Source organism: Pseudooceanicola nanhaiensis (assembly GCF_020171315.1).
In the GTDB taxonomy this organism is placed as follows: Bacteria; Pseudomonadota; Alphaproteobacteria; order Rhodobacterales; family Rhodobacteraceae; genus Pseudooceanicola; species Pseudooceanicola nanhaiensis_A.
This window is the reverse complement of the sequence record NZ_JAIUZP010000006.1, coordinates 46,730-65,590: the sequence shown is the minus strand read 5'-3', so window position 1 is coordinate 65,590 and position 18,861 is coordinate 46,730. Positions and strand designations below refer to the sequence as shown.

Annotated in this window: 17 protein-coding genes and 1 riboswitch; of the genes, 8 read left to right on the top strand and 9 right to left on the bottom strand. The window is 65.1% G+C overall.

All coding sequences use genetic code 11. The features are described from left to right. Positions 1 to 27: 27 nt before the first annotated feature. The 3 genes from LCM32_RS10345 to LCM32_RS10335 all read right to left on the bottom strand — a co-directional run bounded on the left by LCM32_RS10345 (position 28) and on the right by LCM32_RS10335 (position 2,890). Entirely contained in the window at positions 28 to 348 is a 321-nt protein-coding gene (locus LCM32_RS10345) for a hypothetical protein (RefSeq protein WP_224820991.1), read from the bottom strand. Between the two features lie 174 nt (positions 349 to 522). Further along, positions 523 to 987 (bottom strand): arsenate reductase ArsC, encoded by a 465-nt coding sequence (locus LCM32_RS10340; protein WP_224820990.1) that lies wholly within the window; start codon positions 985 to 987, stop codon positions 523 to 525. 70 nt (positions 988 to 1,057) lie between these two features. Beyond that, the gene (locus LCM32_RS10335) at positions 1,058 to 2,890 is read right to left on the bottom strand and encodes an extracellular solute-binding protein (protein ID WP_412070677.1); all 1,833 of its coding nucleotides are present in this window, start codon (positions 2,888 to 2,890) and stop codon (positions 1,058 to 1,060) included. A 304-nt stretch (positions 2,891 to 3,194) separates the two neighbouring features. Between LCM32_RS10335 and LCM32_RS10330 the strand changes: the two genes are divergently transcribed. Next, the gene (locus LCM32_RS10330; RefSeq protein WP_224820988.1) at positions 3,195 to 3,968 is read left to right on the top strand and encodes a 3-hydroxybutyrate dehydrogenase; all 774 of its coding nucleotides are present in this window, start codon (positions 3,195 to 3,197) and stop codon (positions 3,966 to 3,968) included. 82 nt (positions 3,969 to 4,050) lie between these two features. After that, positions 4,051 to 5,088: a patatin-like phospholipase family protein gene (locus LCM32_RS10325; protein WP_224820987.1), complete on the top strand. Its 1,038-nt coding sequence runs from the start codon at positions 4,051 to 4,053 to the stop codon at positions 5,086 to 5,088. Between the two features lie 474 nt (positions 5,089 to 5,562). Here LCM32_RS10325 and LCM32_RS10320 read toward each other — a convergent pair whose 3' ends face one another. The 3 genes from LCM32_RS10320 to LCM32_RS10310 all read right to left on the bottom strand — a co-directional run bounded on the left by LCM32_RS10320 (position 5,563) and on the right by LCM32_RS10310 (position 8,173). Then, the gene (locus LCM32_RS10320; RefSeq protein ID WP_224820986.1) at positions 5,563 to 6,249 is read right to left on the bottom strand and encodes a DUF502 domain-containing protein; all 687 of its coding nucleotides are present in this window, start codon (positions 6,247 to 6,249) and stop codon (positions 5,563 to 5,565) included. Positions 6,250 to 6,341: 92 nt separating this feature from the next. Beyond that, a complete protein-coding gene (locus tag LCM32_RS10315; protein ID WP_224820985.1) occupies positions 6,342 to 7,262 on the bottom strand; it encodes a pseudouridine-5'-phosphate glycosidase in 921 nt (306 codons plus the stop codon). After that, on the bottom strand, positions 7,259 to 8,173 hold the full coding sequence (locus LCM32_RS10310) for a PfkB family carbohydrate kinase (RefSeq protein ID WP_412070676.1): 915 nt from the start codon (positions 8,171 to 8,173) through the stop codon (positions 7,259 to 7,261). Before LCM32_RS10310 ends, LCM32_RS10315 begins: the two co-directional genes overlap by 4 nt. Before the next feature lie 426 nt (positions 8,174 to 8,599). On the opposite strand from LCM32_RS10310, the gene rpsB reads away from it, so the two are divergent. From rpsB to nrdF, 6 genes are all read left to right on the top strand, one after another. Continuing rightward, positions 8,600 to 9,367 carry a 30S ribosomal protein S2 gene (gene rpsB / locus LCM32_RS10305; protein WP_224820983.1) on the top strand — a complete coding sequence of 256 codons (768 nt, stop codon included), beginning with the start codon at positions 8,600 to 8,602 and terminating at the stop codon, positions 9,365 to 9,367. Between the two features lie 78 nt (positions 9,368 to 9,445). Further along, on the top strand, positions 9,446 to 10,321 hold the full coding sequence (tsf, locus tag LCM32_RS10300; RefSeq protein WP_224820982.1) for a translation elongation factor Ts: 876 nt from the start codon (positions 9,446 to 9,448) through the stop codon (positions 10,319 to 10,321). 357 nt (positions 10,322 to 10,678) lie between these two features. Continuing rightward, positions 10,679 to 10,873, top strand: a riboswitch (cobalamin riboswitch). Positions 10,874 to 10,982: 109 nt separating this feature from the next. After that, positions 10,983 to 11,204 carry a glutaredoxin-like protein NrdH gene (nrdH, locus tag LCM32_RS10295; protein WP_224820981.1) on the top strand — a complete coding sequence of 74 codons (222 nt, stop codon included), beginning with the start codon at positions 10,983 to 10,985 and terminating at the stop codon, positions 11,202 to 11,204. 7 nt (positions 11,205 to 11,211) lie between these two features. Further along, the gene (gene nrdI, locus LCM32_RS10290) at positions 11,212 to 11,628 is read left to right on the top strand and encodes a class Ib ribonucleoside-diphosphate reductase assembly flavoprotein NrdI (protein ID WP_224821389.1); all 417 of its coding nucleotides are present in this window, start codon (positions 11,212 to 11,214) and stop codon (positions 11,626 to 11,628) included. Next, entirely contained in the window at positions 11,625 to 13,778 is a 2,154-nt protein-coding gene (gene nrdE / locus LCM32_RS10285) for a class 1b ribonucleoside-diphosphate reductase subunit alpha (RefSeq protein WP_412070681.1), read from the top strand. Before nrdI ends, nrdE begins: the two co-directional genes overlap by 4 nt. Before the next feature lie 101 nt (positions 13,779 to 13,879). Beyond that, positions 13,880 to 14,857, top strand: a complete 978-nt coding sequence (nrdF, locus tag LCM32_RS10280) for a class 1b ribonucleoside-diphosphate reductase subunit beta (protein WP_224820979.1) — start codon at positions 13,880 to 13,882, stop codon at positions 14,855 to 14,857. A gap of 420 nt (positions 14,858 to 15,277) precedes the next feature. Here nrdF and LCM32_RS10275 read toward each other — a convergent pair whose 3' ends face one another. The 3 genes from LCM32_RS10275 to LCM32_RS10265 form a co-directional block, all read right to left on the bottom strand. Further along, positions 15,278 to 16,354: a hybrid-cluster NAD(P)-dependent oxidoreductase gene (locus tag LCM32_RS10275; RefSeq protein ID WP_224820978.1), complete on the bottom strand. Its 1,077-nt coding sequence runs from the start codon at positions 16,352 to 16,354 to the stop codon at positions 15,278 to 15,280. Continuing rightward, on the bottom strand, positions 16,351 to 17,586 hold the full coding sequence (locus LCM32_RS10270; protein WP_224820977.1) for an aromatic ring-hydroxylating oxygenase subunit alpha: 1,236 nt from the start codon (positions 17,584 to 17,586) through the stop codon (positions 16,351 to 16,353). Before LCM32_RS10270 ends, LCM32_RS10275 begins: the two co-directional genes overlap by 4 nt. A 371-nt stretch (positions 17,587 to 17,957) precedes the next feature. Further along, positions 17,958 to 18,398: a MerR family transcriptional regulator gene (locus LCM32_RS10265; protein ID WP_224820976.1), complete on the bottom strand. Its 441-nt coding sequence runs from the start codon at positions 18,396 to 18,398 to the stop codon at positions 17,958 to 17,960. Positions 18,399 to 18,861: the final 463 nt, after the last annotated feature.

Genomic DNA, 18,861 nt, shown 5'->3' with positions numbered 1-18,861 from the left:
GCGCGCGCCCTCACCCCCGTGGCCCCGTCAGGATGCGGTCCCGAAGGCCTCGTCCTCGTCATAGACATCCTCGCCCGGTGCCACGAAGCGGCCCGAGACGCTGATATTCGCATTGTCGAGGTGTTCGTCCATCCGGATGTCCGCGGGCATCGTGCCGCTCTGCCATTCGGCGATTTCCTCCAGCAGCAGGTCCGGCGACTTGCCGGTCACATCGGAGAGGTAGCGAGCCAGCCCGGAGCGCGTTCCGTCCAGCGCCAGCAGGTCGCTCTCGCGGGCCTCGGGCCATTCCTGCAGGGCGGCCTCGACGAAAATTTCCCAGTGCTCCTGAATGTCCTTGTTCCAGCGCATGTCGTGCTTCCTTTCGTTGCGGGCCTTCCGTGTCAGGCCCGTCGCAACAGGCCTGCCGATGGAGGGGCAACGCGTGGAGACGGCGGCTGTTCCGTCACGACTGCGGGACGACTGCGGGACGGGGGCCCGGGTTCCGCCGCGACGGATAACCCGTCAGGGGAACCCGGCCCCGGGTCAGGGCTGCTTGGCGATCCGGTTCAGCGTCGCCTTCAGCTCGCCCGCGTCCATGATCTCGATCCCGTGTTTCAGCAGCGCCGAGGCGCGCCGGTCGAGGGTCGCATAGGCGGCGGCAAAGGCGGCATCATCGCCCGGCGTGGGATCGGGGATGGCCCAATGCGCCCGCACCGGCGCCCCGGGCCAGACCGGGCAGGTCTGGGCGGCGGCATCGCTGCACAGGGTAAGGACGAGGTCCATCTCGGGCGCATCGTCGTCCGCGAATTCCTCCCAGCTCTTCGAGCGCAGGTCGCGGGTGTCGATGTCGTTCTCGGCCAGCAGGGCAAGCGCCTGCGGCTCGATCGCGCCGGTCGGATCGGACCCGGCGGAATAGGCGGTCACGCGCCCGGCGGCGCGGTCGTTCAGGATGGCTTCCAGCAGGATCGAGCGTGCCGAATTGCCGGTGCAGAGGACAAGGATGTTCATGGCGTGGGCCGTAAAGCGAAAGTGTCACAGGTAGATGACGCTATACCCCTGCCTCAGGGCGCCGCACAGATCATTTCTGATCCGACCACCAGACTTCCGGCATGAAGTAGAAACTGTCGCCATAGACCGGCAGCGTCTCCGGGTGATGCAGGTGCTTGCTGTGCGCGATGCGGCCCACGTCGAAGGCGAAGATCGGGATCGCGTAGCGCCCCGTGGTCAGCAGCCGGTCGAGCGCGCGGGTGGCCGCGACGAAGTCCTCGTGGCTGCGGGCGTTCAGCATTTCCTCGATCATCGCGTCCACGGCGGGCGAGGCGATGCCGATCAGGTTGCGCGAGCCGGTCTGCCCTGCCGCGTCCGACCCCCAGTAGAGCCGCTGCTCGTTCCCGGGCGAAAGCGAGAGCTGGCGGCGCATGTAGGTCATGTCGTAGTCGAAATCGTTGATCCGCAGGTTGTACTGGGCGTTGTCCACCGTGGTCACCTGCGGCTGGATACCCAGACGCTGGAGCGCGGGCACGTAGATGTCGATGATCGACTGGTTCTCTGTCGCGCCCTGCGTCAGCAGGATCTCGAAGCGGAAGGGCTGGCCGGCCGCGTTCTTCAGCACGCCGTCCTGCACCGTCCATCCGGCCTCCTGCAACAGCACCATGGCCGCGGCAAGGTTCTTGCGGTTGCGGGCCGTGCCGTCGCCCTGCGGCAGCGCGTAACCGGTGATCGCCTCGCGCGGGATCTCGCTTTCGAACCGCGACAGCAGTTCCAGCACGCGGCCCTGCGCCGGGCCTTCCTGCATCCCCAGTTCGGAGCGCGAGAAATAGGAGGTGATCCGGGGCTGGCGCCCGCCGGTCAGCGTGTCGTTGATGAATTCGAAGTTGAAGGCATGGAGCAGCGCGTCACGCACCCGGATGTCATCGAAGGGCGCGTGGCGGATGTTCATGACGAAACCGGTCATGCCGGTGGGCTTCTCGTCGGGGATTTCGGTCTTCACGATGTCACCGGACTGGACGGCGGGGAAATCGTAGTCGCGGGCCCATTTCTCGGCGTTGAATTCGCGGATGAAGGAGATCTCACCGGCCTTGAAGGCCTCGAAGAGCACCGACTGGTCGCCGAAATGCTCGATCCGGATTTCATCGAAGTTGGCGGTGCCTCGGCGAATGGGCAGGTCCTTGGCCCAGTAGTCCGGGTTCCGCTTGAGCGAGACGTAGCGCCCGGCCTCGAAGCTGTCGATCACGTAGGGGGCAGAGCCGATGGGGATCTCGGTCAGGCCGGACTGGGTGAAATCCTTGTCCTTCCACTGGTCCTTCTTGAGGATCGGACGCAGGCCCGCCAGCAGGGCCAGCTCCCGGTCGGCACGGTTGAAGGTCAGCCGCACGCGTCGCTCGCCGGTCTGTTCGATGCGCGCGATGGCCTGCCACAGGCCGAGGTAGCGCGCGTTGCCTTCCGTCCCCAGCGTCTCGTAAGACCAGATCACGTCGTCCACGGTGACGGGGCTGCCGTCGGAAAAACGGGCCTCCGGACGCAGGGTGAATTCGACCCACCGCCGGTCCGGCGAGGTCTCCACCGATTCGGCCAGAAGGCCGTAGAGCGTGAAAGGTTCGTCCTGAGAGCGGTACATCAACGATTCGTGGGTCAGGAATCGCAGCTGCCAGGGGGGCGTGCCCTTCACGATGAACGGATTGAGGCTGTCGAAACCGCCCGTATTGCCCGTCACCAGGCGCCCGCCCTTGGGTGCATCGGGGTTCACATATGGCAAGGACACAAAATCCGGGGGCAGAGCAGGCTCCCCATACATAGCTATGGCGTGCGAGGGCTCCGCATTGGCCGAATCTCCTTGTCCTGTTGGACCAAGAGCGACTGCCAGTACCCCGGAAACAATGAAGAAAAATGACCGGAATCCTGAAACAATCATGCCTGCCCCTTGTTTTGTTGGCGGCCAAACTAGAGGCGGAATGCAGCCAACACAAACTTTACTCTTGGATGCAGGCGATTGATTGCTTATAAGAAAGTCACTGCTCGATAGGTTTCTTGCCTGTATGAAACCTGCCTCAATAACTTAACGCCGGCCTCGTGCCGGCGTTTTTTTCTTGGGTCGAAGCTCTTCCTGCAACTGCTGCCCTGCGCTCGCGAATCCCTCTCGCAGACGTGTCCGTATCGTCTCGCTTTTCGCATGTGCAGCACTATGATCTGCCGGGACACATGCAGGAGGACGCAAGATGTCTCTTAAAGGTAAGACCGCGATCATCACCGGGTCCAACTCGGGTATCGGGCTCGGCGTTGCGCGCGAGCTGGCGAAGGCAGGCGCGGACGTGGTTTTGAACTCCTTCACCGATTCCGATGAGGATCACAAGCTGGCCGCCGACCTTGGCGCTGAATTCGGCGTGACCGCCCGTTATATCAAGGCCGACATGTCCAAGGCCACGGAGTGCCGCGCGCTTGTGGAGCAGGCCGGGGCCTGTGACATCCTCGTGAACAACGCCGGCATCCAGCATGTCTCGGCGATCGAGGATTTCCCGATCGAGAAGTGGGACGCGATCATCGCGATCAACCTGTCCTCCGCCTTCCACACCACGGCGGCCGCGCTGCCGATGATGCGCAAGGCGGGCTGGGGCCGGGTGGTGAACATCGCCTCCGCACACGGTCTGACCGCCTCGCCCTACAAATCCGCCTATGTGGCGGCCAAGCATGGCATCGTCGGCTTCACCAAGGTGACCGCGCTGGAAACGGCCGAGGATCCGATCACCGCCAACGCGATCTGCCCGGGCTACGTGCACACCCCGCTGGTGGAGGCGCAGATCCCCGACACCATGAAGAAATACGACATGGACCGTGAGACGGTGATCCGCGAGGTGATCCTCGACCGGCAGCCCTCCAAGCAGTTCGCGACCGTCGAACAGCTGGGCGGGACGGCGGTCTTCCTCTGCTCCTCCGCGGCAGAACAGATCACCGGCACCACGATCAGCGTGGACGGCGGCTGGACCGCGCTCTGAGCCACGGCGCCCTTTAGGGGGCCGTCGGCGGGCCGATCTCCCGGCCCGCCGGATCCTCTCCATCCGCAACGGGAGACCGGCCATGATCCGCATCAATCTCGCCCTGCAGGGCGGTGGCGCCCACGGGGCCTATACCTGGGGCGTTCTGGACCGGCTGCTGGAGGAGGAGGAGATCGAGATCGCCGGGATCTCGGGTGCCTCTGCGGGCGCGCTGAACGGCGCCGCGTTGAAGGCAGGCTATGCGGCGGGCGGGCGCGAAGGTGCGCGCGAGGCGCTCGACAGGCTCTGGTCCCGCATGGGGGCGCTCACCGACCTGCGGCTGCCTGCGTGGATGGCGGGGGTCATGCCCATGGCCAGCCCGGGGCACATCGCGGAGGCCGTGGAATATTCGCTGGCCTGGACGGTCGCCGATGCCCTCAGCCACGCGACCTCGCCCTATATCTACGGTCCCTTCTACCGGAACCCGCTGCGCGCCGTGGTGGCGGGCCTCGACTATGAGAAGGTCTGCGGCGAAGCCGGGCCCGAGCTGCACATCTGCGCCACCAACGTCCGCACCGGCAAGATCCGCGTCTTCACCGGGGCCGAGATCGGGACCGATCAGATCCTCGCCTCTGCCTGCCTGCCGAACCTCTTCCAGGCGGTGGAATTCGAGGATCTCAAGACCGGCAAGGTCGAGGCCTTCTGGGATGGCGGCTATACCGGCAACCCGGCGCTGTTTCCGCTCTTCGGCCGGCATCTGCCCGATGACATCGTCATCGTCTCGCTGAACCCGATGGTTCGGGATCACGTGCCGGTCTCGCCGCAGCAAATCCAGAACCGCGTCAACGAGATCAGCTTCAACTCCTCGCTGCTGCGCGAGTTGCGGGCGATTTCCTTCGTGCAGCGCCTGCTGGCGAGCGAGACGCTGGAGCGCGGGATGATGAAGGATGTGAACGTCCACCTGATTTCGGACGACGCGCTGATGTCCGAGCTGTCGGTGGCGACGAAGCTGGTGCCGAACCCCTTCCTGCTGGGGCGGCTGAAGGAGGCCGGGCGGGCCTCGGCGGATGCCTTCCTCGCGGCGCATGGCGAGAAGCTGGGACAGCAGAGCAGCGTCGACCTTGTGGAGATGTTCGGCTGAGGGTGGGCCGTTTGGGTGGTTTAGGGTGCCTGTGTCGGGTTTGACGAGGGTCTGATGGGGGGGGGCTCGGGCTCAGTGCAGTCCCGACAAGTTGGTGCCTTTTCGACAAGCCCGTGCCGTCCCCATAAGGTAGACGCGCGGTTAGGCGCTGCCCGTAGCTAAGCCTCTCTCTGACACCACTGCTGGTGCCACCCGGCGCGGGACAAGGCCGCAGGCCGCCGCGCATCGCCGGCGCGCCCCCACGCGGCGGCGATTTGGTGAGGCTGGATGGTGCCTTGAGAGGGAGCGGCGAGCTTGGCTGCGATAAAGTGGGGGCCAGACGGGTTCGGATCGCCTCCGCGCGCACCGTCGATGCGCGGCTTCGCGTTTTAGGGGAACGGATTGAATTAAAACGGTTTTAGGGGATTGCGCAGCATGCAAACAGGCCGCTGAGAGCACAGCTTACTGACGCCTCCGCCGACCAATCCCCCCGGATCACGCCCGCTTGGCGATCCGGGCTTCCTTCTCGGCCTTGGTTTCCGGGTAGACCAGCCCCGCCGAGATCACCAGTTTCGCCGCATCCTCGACGGTCATGTCCAGCTCGATCACGTCTTCCTCGGGGAAGTAGAGCAGGAAACCCGAGGTCGGGTTCGGCGTCGTGGGGACAAAGACGCTGAGCAGCTTGCTGCCGGTCTCGGCGCGCATCAGCACCTCGCCCTTGGCCTCGGTCGAGATGAAGCCGAGCGCCCAGATCCCCTTGCGGGGATATTGCACCATGCAGGCCTTCTCGAAGCTGCGGTCGGACTGGGCAAAGACCGTCTCGGCGATCTGCTTCACGCCGGAATAGATCGAGCGCACCACCGGCATCCGGTCCACGAGGCTTTCGGCAAAGCGGATCAGCGAGCGCCCGATAAGGCCCTTGGCGATCCAGCCCACGAGGATCGTGAAGACGAGGAAGATGATCACGCCTGCGCCGCGCAGGTTGATCCCGATGTATTGCTCGGGATTGAAGCGGTCGGGGATCAGCGGAAGGACGAATCCGTCGACCCAGCCGGCCAGCGTCCAGAGCAGCCAGATCGTCATGCCGACGGGGGCAATCACGACGATCCCGGTCAGGAAATTCGAGCGGAGACGCGCCAGCAGCCCGGGCCGGCGGTGTTCCAAATGCAAGGGGTCGGTCATCTGCCGGGGAAACTCCTGATCACGCGGCACAATCTATGTGCTTCGCAGGTCCCCGGCAATGCCACATCGTGGTGAATTCGCGGCTTCTGACCTCAGCGCGGCAGCGCGGCAAGCTCTGTCGCGATGGCCGCGCCCAGGCGGGCGTTGTTCAGCACCAGGGCGATATTCGCATCCAGCGACCGGCCCGCCGTCAGCTCGAAGATCCGCTGCAGCAGGAAGGGCGTCACGTCCTTGCCCTTGATGCCCGCGGCTTCGGCGTCGGCCAGGGCCGTGGTGATGATCGGCGTGATCTCGGAGGCGGGGATCTCGTCGCCCTCGGGGATCGGGTTGGCCACCAGCTGGCCGCCGGGCAGGCTGAGGGCCGCGCGCATCCGCAGGGCGCGGGCGATCTCGCCGGCGGTGTCCATGCGCAGGGGCGCCTTCAGGCCCGAGGCGCGCGACCAGAAGGCGGGCAGTTCGTCCTGTCCCACGGCGATCACCGGCACACCGTAGGTTTCCAGCACTTCCAGCGTCTTGGGCAGGTCGAGGATCGCCTTGGCCCCCGCCGCGATGACGGTGACCGGGGTCTCGGACAGCTCACGCAGGTCGGCAGAGATGTCGAAGGTCTCCTCCGCACCACGGTGCACGCCGCCGATGCCGCCGGTGGCAAAGACCTCGATGCCTGCAAGGTTGGCGGCGATCATCGTCGCTGCCACGGTGGTGGCGCCGGTGCCGCCTGCGGCGATGCAGGCGGCCATGTCGGCACGCGACAGCTTGGCCACGTCCTTGGCCTGCGCAAGCGCGCTCAGCTGCGCCTCGGTCAGGCCGGCGTGGAGCGTGCCCTCGATCACGGCAATCGTGGCGGGGACGGCACCGGCGGCGCGGATCGTCTCTTCCACCAGCTTGGCGGTTTCGAGGTTCTGGGGATAGGGCATCCCGTGGGTGATGATCGTACTTTCCAGCGCCACGATGGGCTGGCCGGCGGCCTTGGCGGCGGTGACTTCGGGCGAGAGGACGAGGGGCAGGGGGATCATACGGGGCTTTCTCCGGAAACGTAGCGCGCGGCGGCCCTGAGGGCGGCCTCCAGCGCGGTGGCGCGATCGGCGCCATCGAGTTCTGCGGCCACATGGGCGGCCATGAAGGTGTCGCCTGCGCCGGTGATGCGGGCGACGGTAACGGGCGGCGGGGCGGCGCTGAGGATGCCCTCACGGCGCGCGCAGCCATCGGCGGCGGCGGCGGACCCGTCGGTGACGAGCACCCGGCGCGCGCCGCCCGCGATCAGTGCCGCGGCGGCCTCGGGGGCGGAGGTGAAGAGGCGCCCGCAGAGCAGGCCCGCCTCCTCGAGGTTCACGTAGAGCACCGCGCGGTGGTGGTGCAGGAAGGGCCGCAGCCGTTCGGCCTTGCCGGGCGAGGCGGGGGCCACCCGCAGGTCGGCCTCAGCAAAGGCCGGATGGGCTGCGATCTCTTCCAGCAGCGCCAGCGTCAGGTTGCCGTCGAGGGCGACAGGGCCGGTATAGGGCGCCTCGGGCGATCCCAGCGTGCCGTCCACCAGCGGTGTCAGGATGCGCGCGCCTGCGGCCTCCAGCGAATGGGCGTCGGCGATGGCGGCGATCAACCCGTTCTCGCCCTCGATGGCCATGTAGCGATCGGTCGGATGGCTCTCGGAGCGGTGGACGTGGCCCACCTCCATGCCGAGCGCCTCGCAGGCGGTGACCAGTTCGTCGCCTTCCGGGTCCCGGCCCACGGCGGTCAGCAGCACGGGGCGCAGGCCAAAGGGCTGCGCCGCCATGGCGATGTTCATGGCCACGCCGCCGGGCAGGCGGCTGATCCGGCCGGGCACGTCGGAGCCCACGCGCATGCGGCTGCCCGTGCGGCCGATGATGTCCCACAGGACAGCGCCGATACAAAGAAGGTCTCGTGTCATACTGCTTCTTGCCTCGCACATGGCGACACGGCAAGAAGCGACGCACCGGCATCGGCGGCACTGACCGGACTTTTTGAAAAGTCCGGACCGTTTTCTTCGAAGAAAACGGGCAAGGTTGCGAAACGGGCGCCGGTGGAGGGGAACTGACCGCCATCGGGCCTCGACCAAGATTTTTCGAAAAATCTTGGGAAAATTCTTCGAAAGAATTTTCCGCGCGGGGATCGGACGGGGGGGATAGGCCCTCGGAGCGCGTGAAACGCCCGGAAAAGCCGGTTGGGGCCCATAAAAGCCGGTTGGGGGTTGTGGCCCGGTGAGGGATCGGCTAAAGGGCGCGCACTCAATCCCGCAGGTGGGGTCGGGCCCATGGGGGAGACATCCCCATGCGTCCACCGGTTGACCATAAGGTTCACACCCCCGCCAAGGCGTAAACCGGAAAGGATATAGGACATGGCTCTTCCCGAGTTCACCATGCGCCAGCTGCTTGAAGCAGGCGTGCACTTCGGCCACCAGACGCAGCGTTGGAACCCCCGCATGGGCGAGTTCATCTATGGCGCGCGCAACGGCATCCACATCATGGACCTGACGCAGACCGTTCCCATGCTGGACGCGGCCCTGAACGTCGTTCGTGAAACCGTCGCCAAGGGCGGCCGCGTTCTCTTCGTCGGCACCAAGCGTCAGGCCGCAGCGCCGATCGCCGAAGCCGCAGAGAAATGCGCTCAGTACTACATGAACCACCGTTGGCTGGGCGGCACGCTCACCAACTGGAAAACCGTTTCGCAGTCGATCAACCGCCTGAAGGAAATCGACGAACGTCTCGAGGGCGGCGCCGAAGGCCTGACCAAGAAAGAGCGTCTCGGCATGGAACGCGAGCAGGCCAAACTGCAGGCCTCGCTGGGCGGCATCCGCGAAATGGGCGGCGTGCCTGACCTTCTCTTCGTCATCGACGTGAAGAAAGAAGCCCTCGCCATCCTCGAAGCCAAGAAGCTGGGCATCCCGGTCGTCGCCATCGTCGACACCAACTGCTCGCCCGAAGGCGTGGACTACATCATCCCCGGCAACGATGACGCGGCCCGCGCCATCTCGCTCTACTGCGACCTCGCGGCCCGTGCGGCTCTCGACGGCATGACCGCCCAGCTGGGCGCGGCAGGCGTCGACGTGGGTGAGCTGGAAGCGCCCGAAGAGGAAATCCTCGCCGAGGAAGAAGCAGAGGCCTGATCGGCCCCTGTCACGAAAGTTTCAACGGCTGCGGGCATCACCGCAGCCGGATGTATTCAGACTTTGAGGAGAGCCACCATGGCGATCACTGCTGCACAGGTGAAAGAACTGCGCGAAATGACCGGCGCAGGCATGATGGATGCCAAGAAGGCGCTGACCGAGACCGATGGCGACATGGACGCCGCGGTTGACTGGCTGCGCACCAAGGGCCTGGCGAAAGCCGCCAAGAAATCGGGCCGCACCGCGGCTGAAGGTCTCGTCGCCGTCGCCGTTTCCGGCGGCAAGGGCGTCGCGATCGAAGTGAACTCGGAAACCGACTTCGTCGGCAAGAACGCCGAGTTCCAGGCTATGGTGAAGGGCTTCGCAGATGCCGCCCTGAACGTGGCTGACGTCGACGCGCTGAAAACCGCCGAAATCGGTGGCAAGACCGTCGAAGCGATCCTGACCGACAAGATCGCCACCATCGGCGAGAACATGACCCTGCGCCGGATGGAAACCATCGAAGGCGAAACCGTTGTGTCCTACATCCACAACGCGGCCGCTGACGGCATGGGCAAGATTGGCGTTCTCGTCGCCATGACCGGCGGTGACGAAGCCTTCGGCCGTCAGGTCGCCATGCACGTCGCAGCTGCCAACCCGGCCGCGCTGAACTCGGACGACCTCGACCCGGCCGTCATCGAGAAAGAGCGTCAGATCCAGATCGACATCGCGCGTGAATCGGGCAAGCCCGAAGCCGTGATCGAGAAAATGATCGAAGGCCGCATGAAGAAGTTCCTCGCCGAGGTCACCCTCGTCGGCCAGGCCTTCGTCGTGAACCCCGACCTCACCGTCGAGGCCGCCGCGAAGGAAGTGGGCGCCACCATCACCGGCTTCATCCGGATGGAAGTGGGCGAAGGCATCGAGAAAGTCGAAGAAGACTTCGCAGCAGAAGTGGCGAAAGTCGTCCAGGGCTGAGCCCTGCCGCAGCCCCGCGCTGCAGCTCGTATCTCTTGGAAACGGCGCCGGTCTTCCGGCGCCGTTTTCGTGTCCGGGCCCCCGTGTCTCCGACGGCCCGACGTGCCGTTGCACAGGGCGTGAGCGATTCTCCGGCACCCCGAGATTTGCCCGCGCTGACGTGTGGAAATGCGCTTTGCAGGGGCGGCTCTGCTCTTGGCTTCGGGGGCACGACAAGATATTGGGCAGGGCGCGGGAAACGTGATCGCCAGCAGGGCGGCCCGAAACCCCGCTCTTCCCATGAAAACAATGTCTTGCGCGGTGTTCAGCAAAAGCCACCCATGGCACACCATATGTTGACACTTTTGCAAAATCGGCACAATATGCAGGGGTCTTGGTGCTCTGGGGGTGTGACGCCCCGAGGCAAGAGGGAAGCCGGTGGAATTCCGGTACTACCCCCGTAGCTGTGAGCGGTGAGCCAAGGTCCCGTATCCACTGGTGTCATGCCGGGAAGGGGGGCCGGTGCGATTGGAGCCGCGAGTCAGAAGACCTGCCAGGACAGCAGAAGAACCACACCGGACGGAGGGTCCGGGGATGTGGACCGCGGCGCCTCTCCGGGCGGCGCGCGTCGGCCTCTCCGTCCCTCACGCCACCAGAGGATGTCAGAGCAAGGGACTGCCCGATGACCATCACCGTCTATTCCAAACCCGCCTGCGTGCAATGCACCGCCACCACCCGCGCGCTGGACGCCAAGGGGCTGGATTTCGAACTGGTCGACCTGACCCAGGACGCCGACGCCATGGCCCGCGTGACCGAGCTCGGCTACCGCCAGGCGCCCGTCGTCATGGCCGGTGACGACCACTGGGCCGGCTTCCGTCCCGACAAGATCGCTGCCCTGGCCTGATCGGATGATGGGCGGGCTTGTCTACTATTCCTCCCGGTCGGAGAACACGGCGCGTTTCGTGACCCGGCTGGGCCTGCCTGCCCAGAGAATCCCGATCGACCCGGAGGCGGCGCTGCCTGCGCCTGACGCACCCTTCGTCCTGATCTGCCCGACCTACGCGGACGGGCAGGGCCGGGGCGCGGTGCACAAGCAGGTGATCCGCTTCCTCAACGATGCCCGCAACCGCGGGCTGCTGCGCGGGGTCATCGCCTCGGGCAACCGCAATTTCGGCACCACCTTTGCCATGGCCGGCGACGTCATCGCCGCCAAGTGCAAGGTGCCCGTGCTCTACCGTTTCGAACTGGCGGGAACCGACGGAGATGTCACCCGCGTCTCAGAAGGATTGGACAAGTTTTGGAAGACGCAATTCTCGACCGCGAGCTGACTGACAGCGCCCCCGCAAAAGGCGTCCCGGCCGAGTGGCAGGGGCTGGATTACCATGCGCTCAACGCGATGCTGAATCTCTATGACGAGAACGGCAAGATCCGCTTCGATGCGGACCGCATGGCCGCGCGCCAGTATTTCCTGCAGCACGTCAACCAGAACACCGTCTTCTTCCACTCGCTGGACGAGAAGCTGGATTACCTCGTGGAAGAAGGCTTCTACGAGGACAGCGTGCTGAAGCAGTACGACCGCGCCTTCCTGCGCAAGATCTGGGACGCGGCCTATGCCAAGAAGTTCCGCTTCCCGACCTTCCTCGGCGCGTTCAAATACTACACCAGCTACACGTTGAAGACCTTCGACGGCAAGCGCTACCTCGAACGCTTCGAGGACCGCGTGGTCATGGTCTCGCTCGCGCTTGCGCGCGGGTCCGAGGCCGACGCCATGAAGCTGATGGAAGAGATCATCGGTGGCCGCTTCCAGCCCGCCACGCCGACCTTCCTGAACGCCGGCAAGGCCCAGCGGGGCGAGCTGATCTCCTGCTTCCTGCTGCGTCTGGAAGACAACATGGAAAGCATCGGCCGCGGCATCAACTCGGCCCTGCAACTGTCCAAACGCGGTGGCGGCGTCGCCCTGATGCTGACCAACATCCGTGAGCATGGTGCCCCCATCAAGGGGATCGAGAACCAGTCCTCGGGCGTCATTCCGGTAATGAAACTGCTGGAAGACAGCTTCTCCTACGCGAACCAGCTGGGCGCGCGTCAGGGCGCAGGCGCGGTCTATCTGAACGCCCACCACCCCGACATCCTGCGTTTCCTCGACACCAAGCGCGAGAATGCGGACGAGAAGATCCGCATCAAGACGCTGTCGCTGGGTGTCGTGGTGCCGGACATCACTTTCGAGCTCGCGAAGAAGAACGAGGACATGTACCTCTTCTCGCCGCATGACGTGCAAAAGGTCTATGGCCGCCCGTTCTCGGAAATCTCGGTGACCGAGAAATACCACGAGATGGTGGACAACCCGCGGATCAAGAAGAAGAAGATCAACGCGCGCCAGTTCTTCCAGACGATCGCCGAGATCCAGTTCGAGAGCGGCTATCCCTACATCATGTTCGAGGACACGGTGAACAAGGCGAACCCGATCGCGGGCCGCATCACCATGTCGAACCTCTGCTCGGAAATCCTGCAGGTGAACGAGGCGTCGGAGTTCAACGAGGACCTCGGCTACAAGCACCTGGGCACCGACATCTCCTGCAACCTCGGCTCGATGAACATCGCCAAGGCGATGGACGGCGGCGACCTGGCGGGTACGGTCGAAAGCTCGATCCGCGCGCTGAACGCGGTGTCGGAAATGTCGGCCATCGACTCGGTCCCCTCCGTGCGTCGCGGCAACGATGAAAGCCACGCCATCGGCCTCGGCCAGATGAACCTGCATGGCTTCCTCGCGCGGGAACGCATCCACTACGGCAGCACCGAAGGCGTTGATTTCACCAACATCTACTTCTGCACCGTGCTGTTCCATGCGCTGCGCGCCTCGAACAACCTGGCGAAGGAGCGGGGCGCCGTCTTCAAGGGCTTCGAACAGTCGAAATACGCCGACGGCACCTTCTTCGACAAATACGTTGATCGCGACTGGCTGCCCGAAACCGAGACGGTGAAGGCGCTCTTCGAGAAGTTCGGCGTCGCCGTGCCCACCCGTGAGGACTGGGCCGCGCTGCGCGATGCGGTGGTCAAGGACGGTCTCTTCAACCGCAACCTTCAGGCCGTGCCGCCCACCGGCTCGATCAGCTACATCAACAACTCGACCTCCTCGATCCACCCGATCACGGCCAAGGTCGAGATCCGCAAAGAGGGCAAGATCGGCCGCGTCTATTACCCGGCCGCGTTCATGTCGAACGACAACCTCGAATACTACAAGGACGCCTACGAGATCGGCGCCGAGGCGATCATCGACACCTATGCCGCGGCCACCCAGCACGTGGATCAGGGCCTGTCGCTGACGCTGTTCTTCAAGGACACGGCCACGACGCGCGACATCAACAAGGCGCAGATCTACGCGTGGAAGAAGGGGATCAAGACGATCTACTACATCCGCCTGCGCCAGATGGCCCTTGAAGGCACCGAGGTGCAGGGCTGCGTGTCCTGTTCGCTTTGACGTTCTCCTCCCGGGTCGTGTAGACGGCCCGGGACCCTTCCTTTCCGGGTATGGACGCTGCCAACCAGTCCCGCCCGGCTGCCTGTTTCAGGATGCTGCCCATGAAAGACCTCGCCCAAGCCCGCCCGGTGCCCCGCGCCATCAACTGGAACCGCCTGCAGGACGACAAGGATCTGGAGATCTGGAACCGCCTGACGGTGAACTTCTGGCTGCCCGAGAAGGTGCCGCTGTCGAACGACATCCAGAGCTGGTCGCAGCTGACCGAGGAAGAGCAGCGGCTGACGATCCGCGTCTTCACCGGGCTGACCCTGCTGGACACGATCCAGAATTCCGTCGGCGCGCCCAAGCTGATGGAAGACGCGATCACCCCGCACGAGGAATCCGTGCTGACCAACATCGCCTTCATGGAGGCGGTGCATGCGCGGTCCTATTCCTCGATCTTCTCGACGCTGTGCTCCACTGCCGAGGTGGACGAGGCCTTCCGCTGGTCGGAAGAGAACGCGCAACTGCAACAGAAGTCGCGGCTGATCCTCGATGAATACGACGCCACCTCGAACCCGCTGCGCAAGAAGATCGCCAGCGTGTTCCTGGAAAGCTTCCTGTTCTACTCGGGCTTCTACCTGCCGATGCACTGGTCGTCGCGCGCGCGGCTGACCAACACCGCCGACCTGATCCGCCTGATCATCCGGGACGAGGCGGTGCACGGCTACTACATCGGCTACAAGTTCCAGCGCGGCATGGAGCGCCTTTCCGAGGCCGAGCGGGACGAACTGAAGGACTTCGCCTTCTCGCTGATGTTCGAGCTCTACGAGATCGAAACCCGCTATACCGAGACGCTCTACGATCCGCTGGGGCTGACCGAGGACGTGAAGAACTTCCTGCACTACAACGCCAACAAGGCGCTGCAAAACCTTGGTTTCGAAGCGCTTTTCCCGGAAGAGCTGTGCAAGGTGAACCCCGCGATCATGGCGGCGCTGAGCCCCAACGCGGATGAGAACCACGACTTCTTCTCGGGCTCCGGCTCGTCCTACGTGATCGGCAAGGCGGTCGCGACCGAGGATGACGACTGGGATTTCTGATCCCGCGATGGATGTGGAAAGGGCGGTCTTCGGGCCGCCCTTTTTCGTTTGTGGGGGGATGGTGTTTCGACGCGCGGCCAGTACGCGCGACTCTTGATGCCGTCGACAGCATACCATCGCCTCTGAGACGTCCCGCCCGGCCGACAGGCCGGGCAGCGCCGACCCGCCCCCATGGGGCGGCGCTTGTGCGCCACCCCGCGGGACGGCGCTGCCCTAAGTGACCTGTCGGGAGTTCAGCGGAACCCACCTGCGGGAGTGGTTCAGCGTCTTCTACGACAGATCAAACCCGGCAACTGGACATGCTGAGCGCGATGGACCGGACCTCATTGCCTGAGGCCAGGCAATTCACTCGCCACCGCACCCCACAAACAAAAAGGGCGGCGCCCCCACCGGCACCGCCCAGTTTCGAAGTCGCGTCCCTCAGACCTCGACTTCGACCTTGCCGATCGGGTGCGAGCAACAGGCCAGCACATATCCGTCGGCGATATCGTCGTCGGTGATCCCGCCGTTGTGCACCATGTGTACTTGGCCCGAGACCTTCTTGATCTTGCAGGTCCCGCAGACGCCGAAGGTACAGCCCGAGGGGATGTTGAGCCCGGCATTGCGGGCGGTGGCGAGGATCGTGTCGGTCTCGGTGCACTTCTGGGACACGCCGGAGACGGTGAATTCCACCTCGGCCGAGGTATCCTCGTCGGGCACCACGTCGCCTTCGGTCGCATCGGCGTCCTCGGCGGCCAGCGAGGGCTGGAAGCTCTCTTGGTGGTAGTGGTCCATGTCGAAGCCGAGGCCCGCAAGCGCGTCACGGACCGCCTGCATGAAGGGCTCGGGCCCGCAGCAGAAGACCTCGCGCTCAAGATAGTCGGGCGCCATCAGGCCCAGCATCAGCTGGTTGAACATGCCCTGGTAGCCGGTCCAGGGCTGGTAGCGGTCGCCCTGTTCCACGACCCACCGCAGCTCGATCCCCTCGAAGCGGCTCGACATATGCTCCAGCCGCTCGCGGAAGATGATGTCCGACGGGCGCTTGGCACAGTTCACGAAGACGACGTCGGGGATGCGCCCCTGGTCGTACATGTAGGTCACCATCGACATCATCGGCGTGATGCCGGAGCCCGCCGAGATGAAGAGGTATTTCTCCGCCGGGTGGTGGTGCGAGGTGAAATGCCCCGCCGGACCCATGGCCTTGATCCGCATCCCCGGCACGAGGTTGTCGAGCATCCAGCGCGTGCCGAGCGAACCGGGCTGCGCCTTGACCGTCACGCTGATCGAAAGCGGCCGCGAGGGCGAGGAGGAGATCGTGTAGGTGCGGTAGAGCGGCCCGCCCGGCACCGGCAGTTCCAGCGTCAGGAACTGGCCGGGCAGGTAGGAGAAGAGCGCACCCGAGGGCGCGGCAAAGCAGAAGGTCCGGACGTCCGGCGCCTCGGGGATGACCGAGACGCATTCCAGCGTCTCGTCATCCTGCCAGTAGCGGACCGCGGGGCTGATCTTGTCGGCGCTCATTCCGCCGCCATCCGCTGCGGGGTGAGACGCTCGGCCAGCGTGTCGCAATACCAGTCGACGAACTGGATCACGCCGCTTTCCTGGATCTTGGAGTAGGGGCCGGGGACATAGGCGGGCGAGTTGATGCCCTGCTGGTTGTCCTCGACCACGCGACGGTCCTCGTCGTTGGTGGCGATCCAGACCTCGGTCAGTTCCTTGAGGTCATAGTCCTTGCCCTCGACCGCGTCCTTGTGCACCAGCCAGGTGGTCTGGACCTCGGTCTGCTGCGGCCCGATGGGGGTGACGCGGAAGGTGATCGAGTGATCCGGCAGGAAGTGGTTCCACGTCGTCGGGTAGTGGAACTTCAGCAGGGTGCCGGCGTCGTCCTTCTGGACGTGGCCGAGACGTTTCTGCACCGCCATGCCGCCGTTCATCGTGTAGCTGAGCGCGCCCAGCTTCAGCGGCATCCGTGCGAGGCGGTACTGGCCGTTGTCGGAGATGTGGAACTGCGACGGCGCGCCTGCGGCCTCGCAGCTGTCGAAATGGGCCTGCAGGTGCGCGGGCACGTCGCCGCCTTCACCGATGAAGGTGACGGAGGGATCGTCCGGGTAGGTGCGGCACAGCGCCGGGTGGTTGCCGCCGCAGTGATAGCACTCGCGGTTGTTTTCCCAGACCAGCTTCCAGTTGCCTTCCTCGATGATCGTGGACTGGAAGGCGATCTTGGCATCGCTCAGGTCATGCACGGCGAGGTAGGGCTCGGCCAAGGCGGCGAAGGCGTCGAAGTCGGGCGCCTCGTCGGCAAGGCAGATGTAGACCAGACCGGCCAGCACGCGGCAGTGCACCGGCTTCAGCCCATGCTGCGAGGGGTCGAAATCAGCCCCCATGTCGCGGGCCCAGATCAGCTTGCCGTCCAGGTCGTAGGTCCACTGGTGGTAGGGGCAGACCAGCTTGGCCACGCTGCCCGATGCGCCCTTGCAGATAATCGAGCCGCGGTGACGGCAGGTGTTGTGGAAGGCACGGATGACACCGTCTGCGCCGCGCACGATGGTCACGCTGGCGTTGCCGACCTTGTGGGTCACGTAGCTGCCGGTCTTGGGCAGCGAGGCCATCGGCGTGACGAAGAGCCAGTCGGTCTGCCAGATCAGCTCGAGGTCCGTCTGGTAGACGTCCGCATCGCCGTAGAAGGCCTGTTCGAGGGCATAACCCGGCTTGCGCCGGAGCAGAAGGTCCTGAGTCTTGGCCCGTGCATCCATGGCCTGTCTCCTTCGCGGGGCGCGCGGCCCCCGGGGGTAAAGGGTTCGGGCGACAGGTTCGGTGCGATGTGCCCGCCTGTGGCGGGCCTATGCCCCGACCGCCGCCCGCGGTTCGATGGTCTGTCAGGGCGGACCCGGGGCCTTGTGCCCTGCCATCCGGGGGCTGCGGGCAGCGACCGGCTGGCAGGCGGAGCAGGGGGCGGACGCGGGGCCGGTGCTGTGCCGACGGGCCGGATCGCGCCGCCCGACGGGGCGCTGCTGACATCTGGATTCAGATTACAGGGAGGCGTCATGTCGCAATGCAGCATTTGCGACATGGTGTCGTCCATTCAAGACCTTGAGGGCCTGAGGGGGATGTCCCGCGGCGGGGCCTAGCGGGGCACGTCGGTTTCCGGGGCGGGGTGATCGGTCAGGCATTCGGAATGGTCGCGCAGGACCTCGATGACCCGGCAGGCCCCGGCCTGTCCGCCGTCGCAATCGTGCACCATGCGGGCCAGCTCTTCGCGCAGCTTTTCCAGCCGGGCAATGCGCTGTTCCACCGCGCGGAGTTGCTGCGCCGCGATGCGGTCGGCATCCTCGCAGGGCTGTTCGGGATGATCGGAGAGGTCGAGCAGGTCGCGGATCGCCTCTAGCCCGAAGCCAAGCTGCCGGGCGTGGCGGATGAAGGTCAGCCGGTCGAGCGTGCCTGCATCGTAGCGCCGCTGGCCGCCCGCGCTGCGCTCCGGCTCGGGCAGGAGGCCGATCTGTTCGTAGTAGCGGATGGTCTGAACGCTGGTCCCGGTCCGCCGCGCGAGCGCGCCGATTGCATACATCGGTGACTTCCCTGCTGTGGCCCCGGCGCCGGGGCGCCGCGGGTCGTTATATGTAACGTACGGTCATCTTTGAGAAAAAATCACAGAAAACCTTCGTGTTAGGAGAAGATTTCTTCCTTTTCACCCATTTGGGGTATGCGCGGATCGCCGCCGATTGGCAAATCAATATACATCTTCTTCCACTATGGGAGGTGTTCAGTCCAAGCGCCATTCGCATCGCGAGGCGTGTTGATCGACGACGGGAGACCGGCAGCCAAGGCTGACGGGTCGGCTTCGACAGGCAGGCAGACGGACGGGATATGCCGGGGAGGAGATTTCGCAGGACAGGTTTCACGGTCAATGGGGATTGGACGGGAGGAGCCTGTCCTGCGAACCTGGCGGTTGCGCCGGCGGGGGCCGGTGATACCGCAGGCGTGAGGTCGGATCTGTTGCGGGGTCCGGCCTCACCCACGCCGCCCCAGCC

Coding starts and splice junctions, on each gene's coding strand:
- LCM32_RS10345 (WP_224820991.1), bottom strand. CDS start 348: ATGCGCTGGAACAAGGACATTCAGGAGCACTGGGAAATTTTCGTCGAG.
- LCM32_RS10340 (WP_224820990.1), bottom strand. CDS start 987: ATGAACATCCTTGTCCTCTGCACCGGCAATTCGGCACGCTCGATCCTG.
- LCM32_RS10335 (WP_412070677.1), bottom strand. CDS start 2,890: ATGATTGTTTCAGGATTCCGGTCATTTTTCTTCATTGTTTCCGGGGTA.
- LCM32_RS10330 (WP_224820988.1), top strand. CDS start 3,195: ATGTCTCTTAAAGGTAAGACCGCGATCATCACCGGGTCCAACTCGGGT.
- LCM32_RS10325 (WP_224820987.1), top strand. CDS start 4,051: ATGATCCGCATCAATCTCGCCCTGCAGGGCGGTGGCGCCCACGGGGCC.
- LCM32_RS10320 (WP_224820986.1), bottom strand. CDS start 6,249: ATGACCGACCCCTTGCATTTGGAACACCGCCGGCCCGGGCTGCTGGCG.
- LCM32_RS10315 (WP_224820985.1), bottom strand. CDS start 7,262: ATGATCCCCCTGCCCCTCGTCCTCTCGCCCGAAGTCACCGCCGCCAAG.
- LCM32_RS10310 (WP_412070676.1), bottom strand. CDS start 8,173: ATGTGCGAGGCAAGAAGCAGTATGACACGAGACCTTCTTTGTATCGGC.
- rpsB (WP_224820983.1), top strand. CDS start 8,600: ATGGCTCTTCCCGAGTTCACCATGCGCCAGCTGCTTGAAGCAGGCGTG.
- tsf (WP_224820982.1), top strand. CDS start 9,446: ATGGCGATCACTGCTGCACAGGTGAAAGAACTGCGCGAAATGACCGGC.
- nrdH (WP_224820981.1), top strand. CDS start 10,983: ATGACCATCACCGTCTATTCCAAACCCGCCTGCGTGCAATGCACCGCC.
- nrdI (WP_224821389.1), top strand. CDS start 11,212: ATGGGCGGGCTTGTCTACTATTCCTCCCGGTCGGAGAACACGGCGCGT.
- nrdF (WP_224820979.1), top strand. CDS start 13,880: ATGAAAGACCTCGCCCAAGCCCGCCCGGTGCCCCGCGCCATCAACTGG.
- LCM32_RS10275 (WP_224820978.1), bottom strand. CDS start 16,354: ATGAGCGCCGACAAGATCAGCCCCGCGGTCCGCTACTGGCAGGATGAC.
- LCM32_RS10270 (WP_224820977.1), bottom strand. CDS start 17,586: ATGGATGCACGGGCCAAGACTCAGGACCTTCTGCTCCGGCGCAAGCCG.
- LCM32_RS10265 (WP_224820976.1), bottom strand. CDS start 18,398: ATGTATGCAATCGGCGCGCTCGCGCGGCGGACCGGGACCAGCGTTCAG.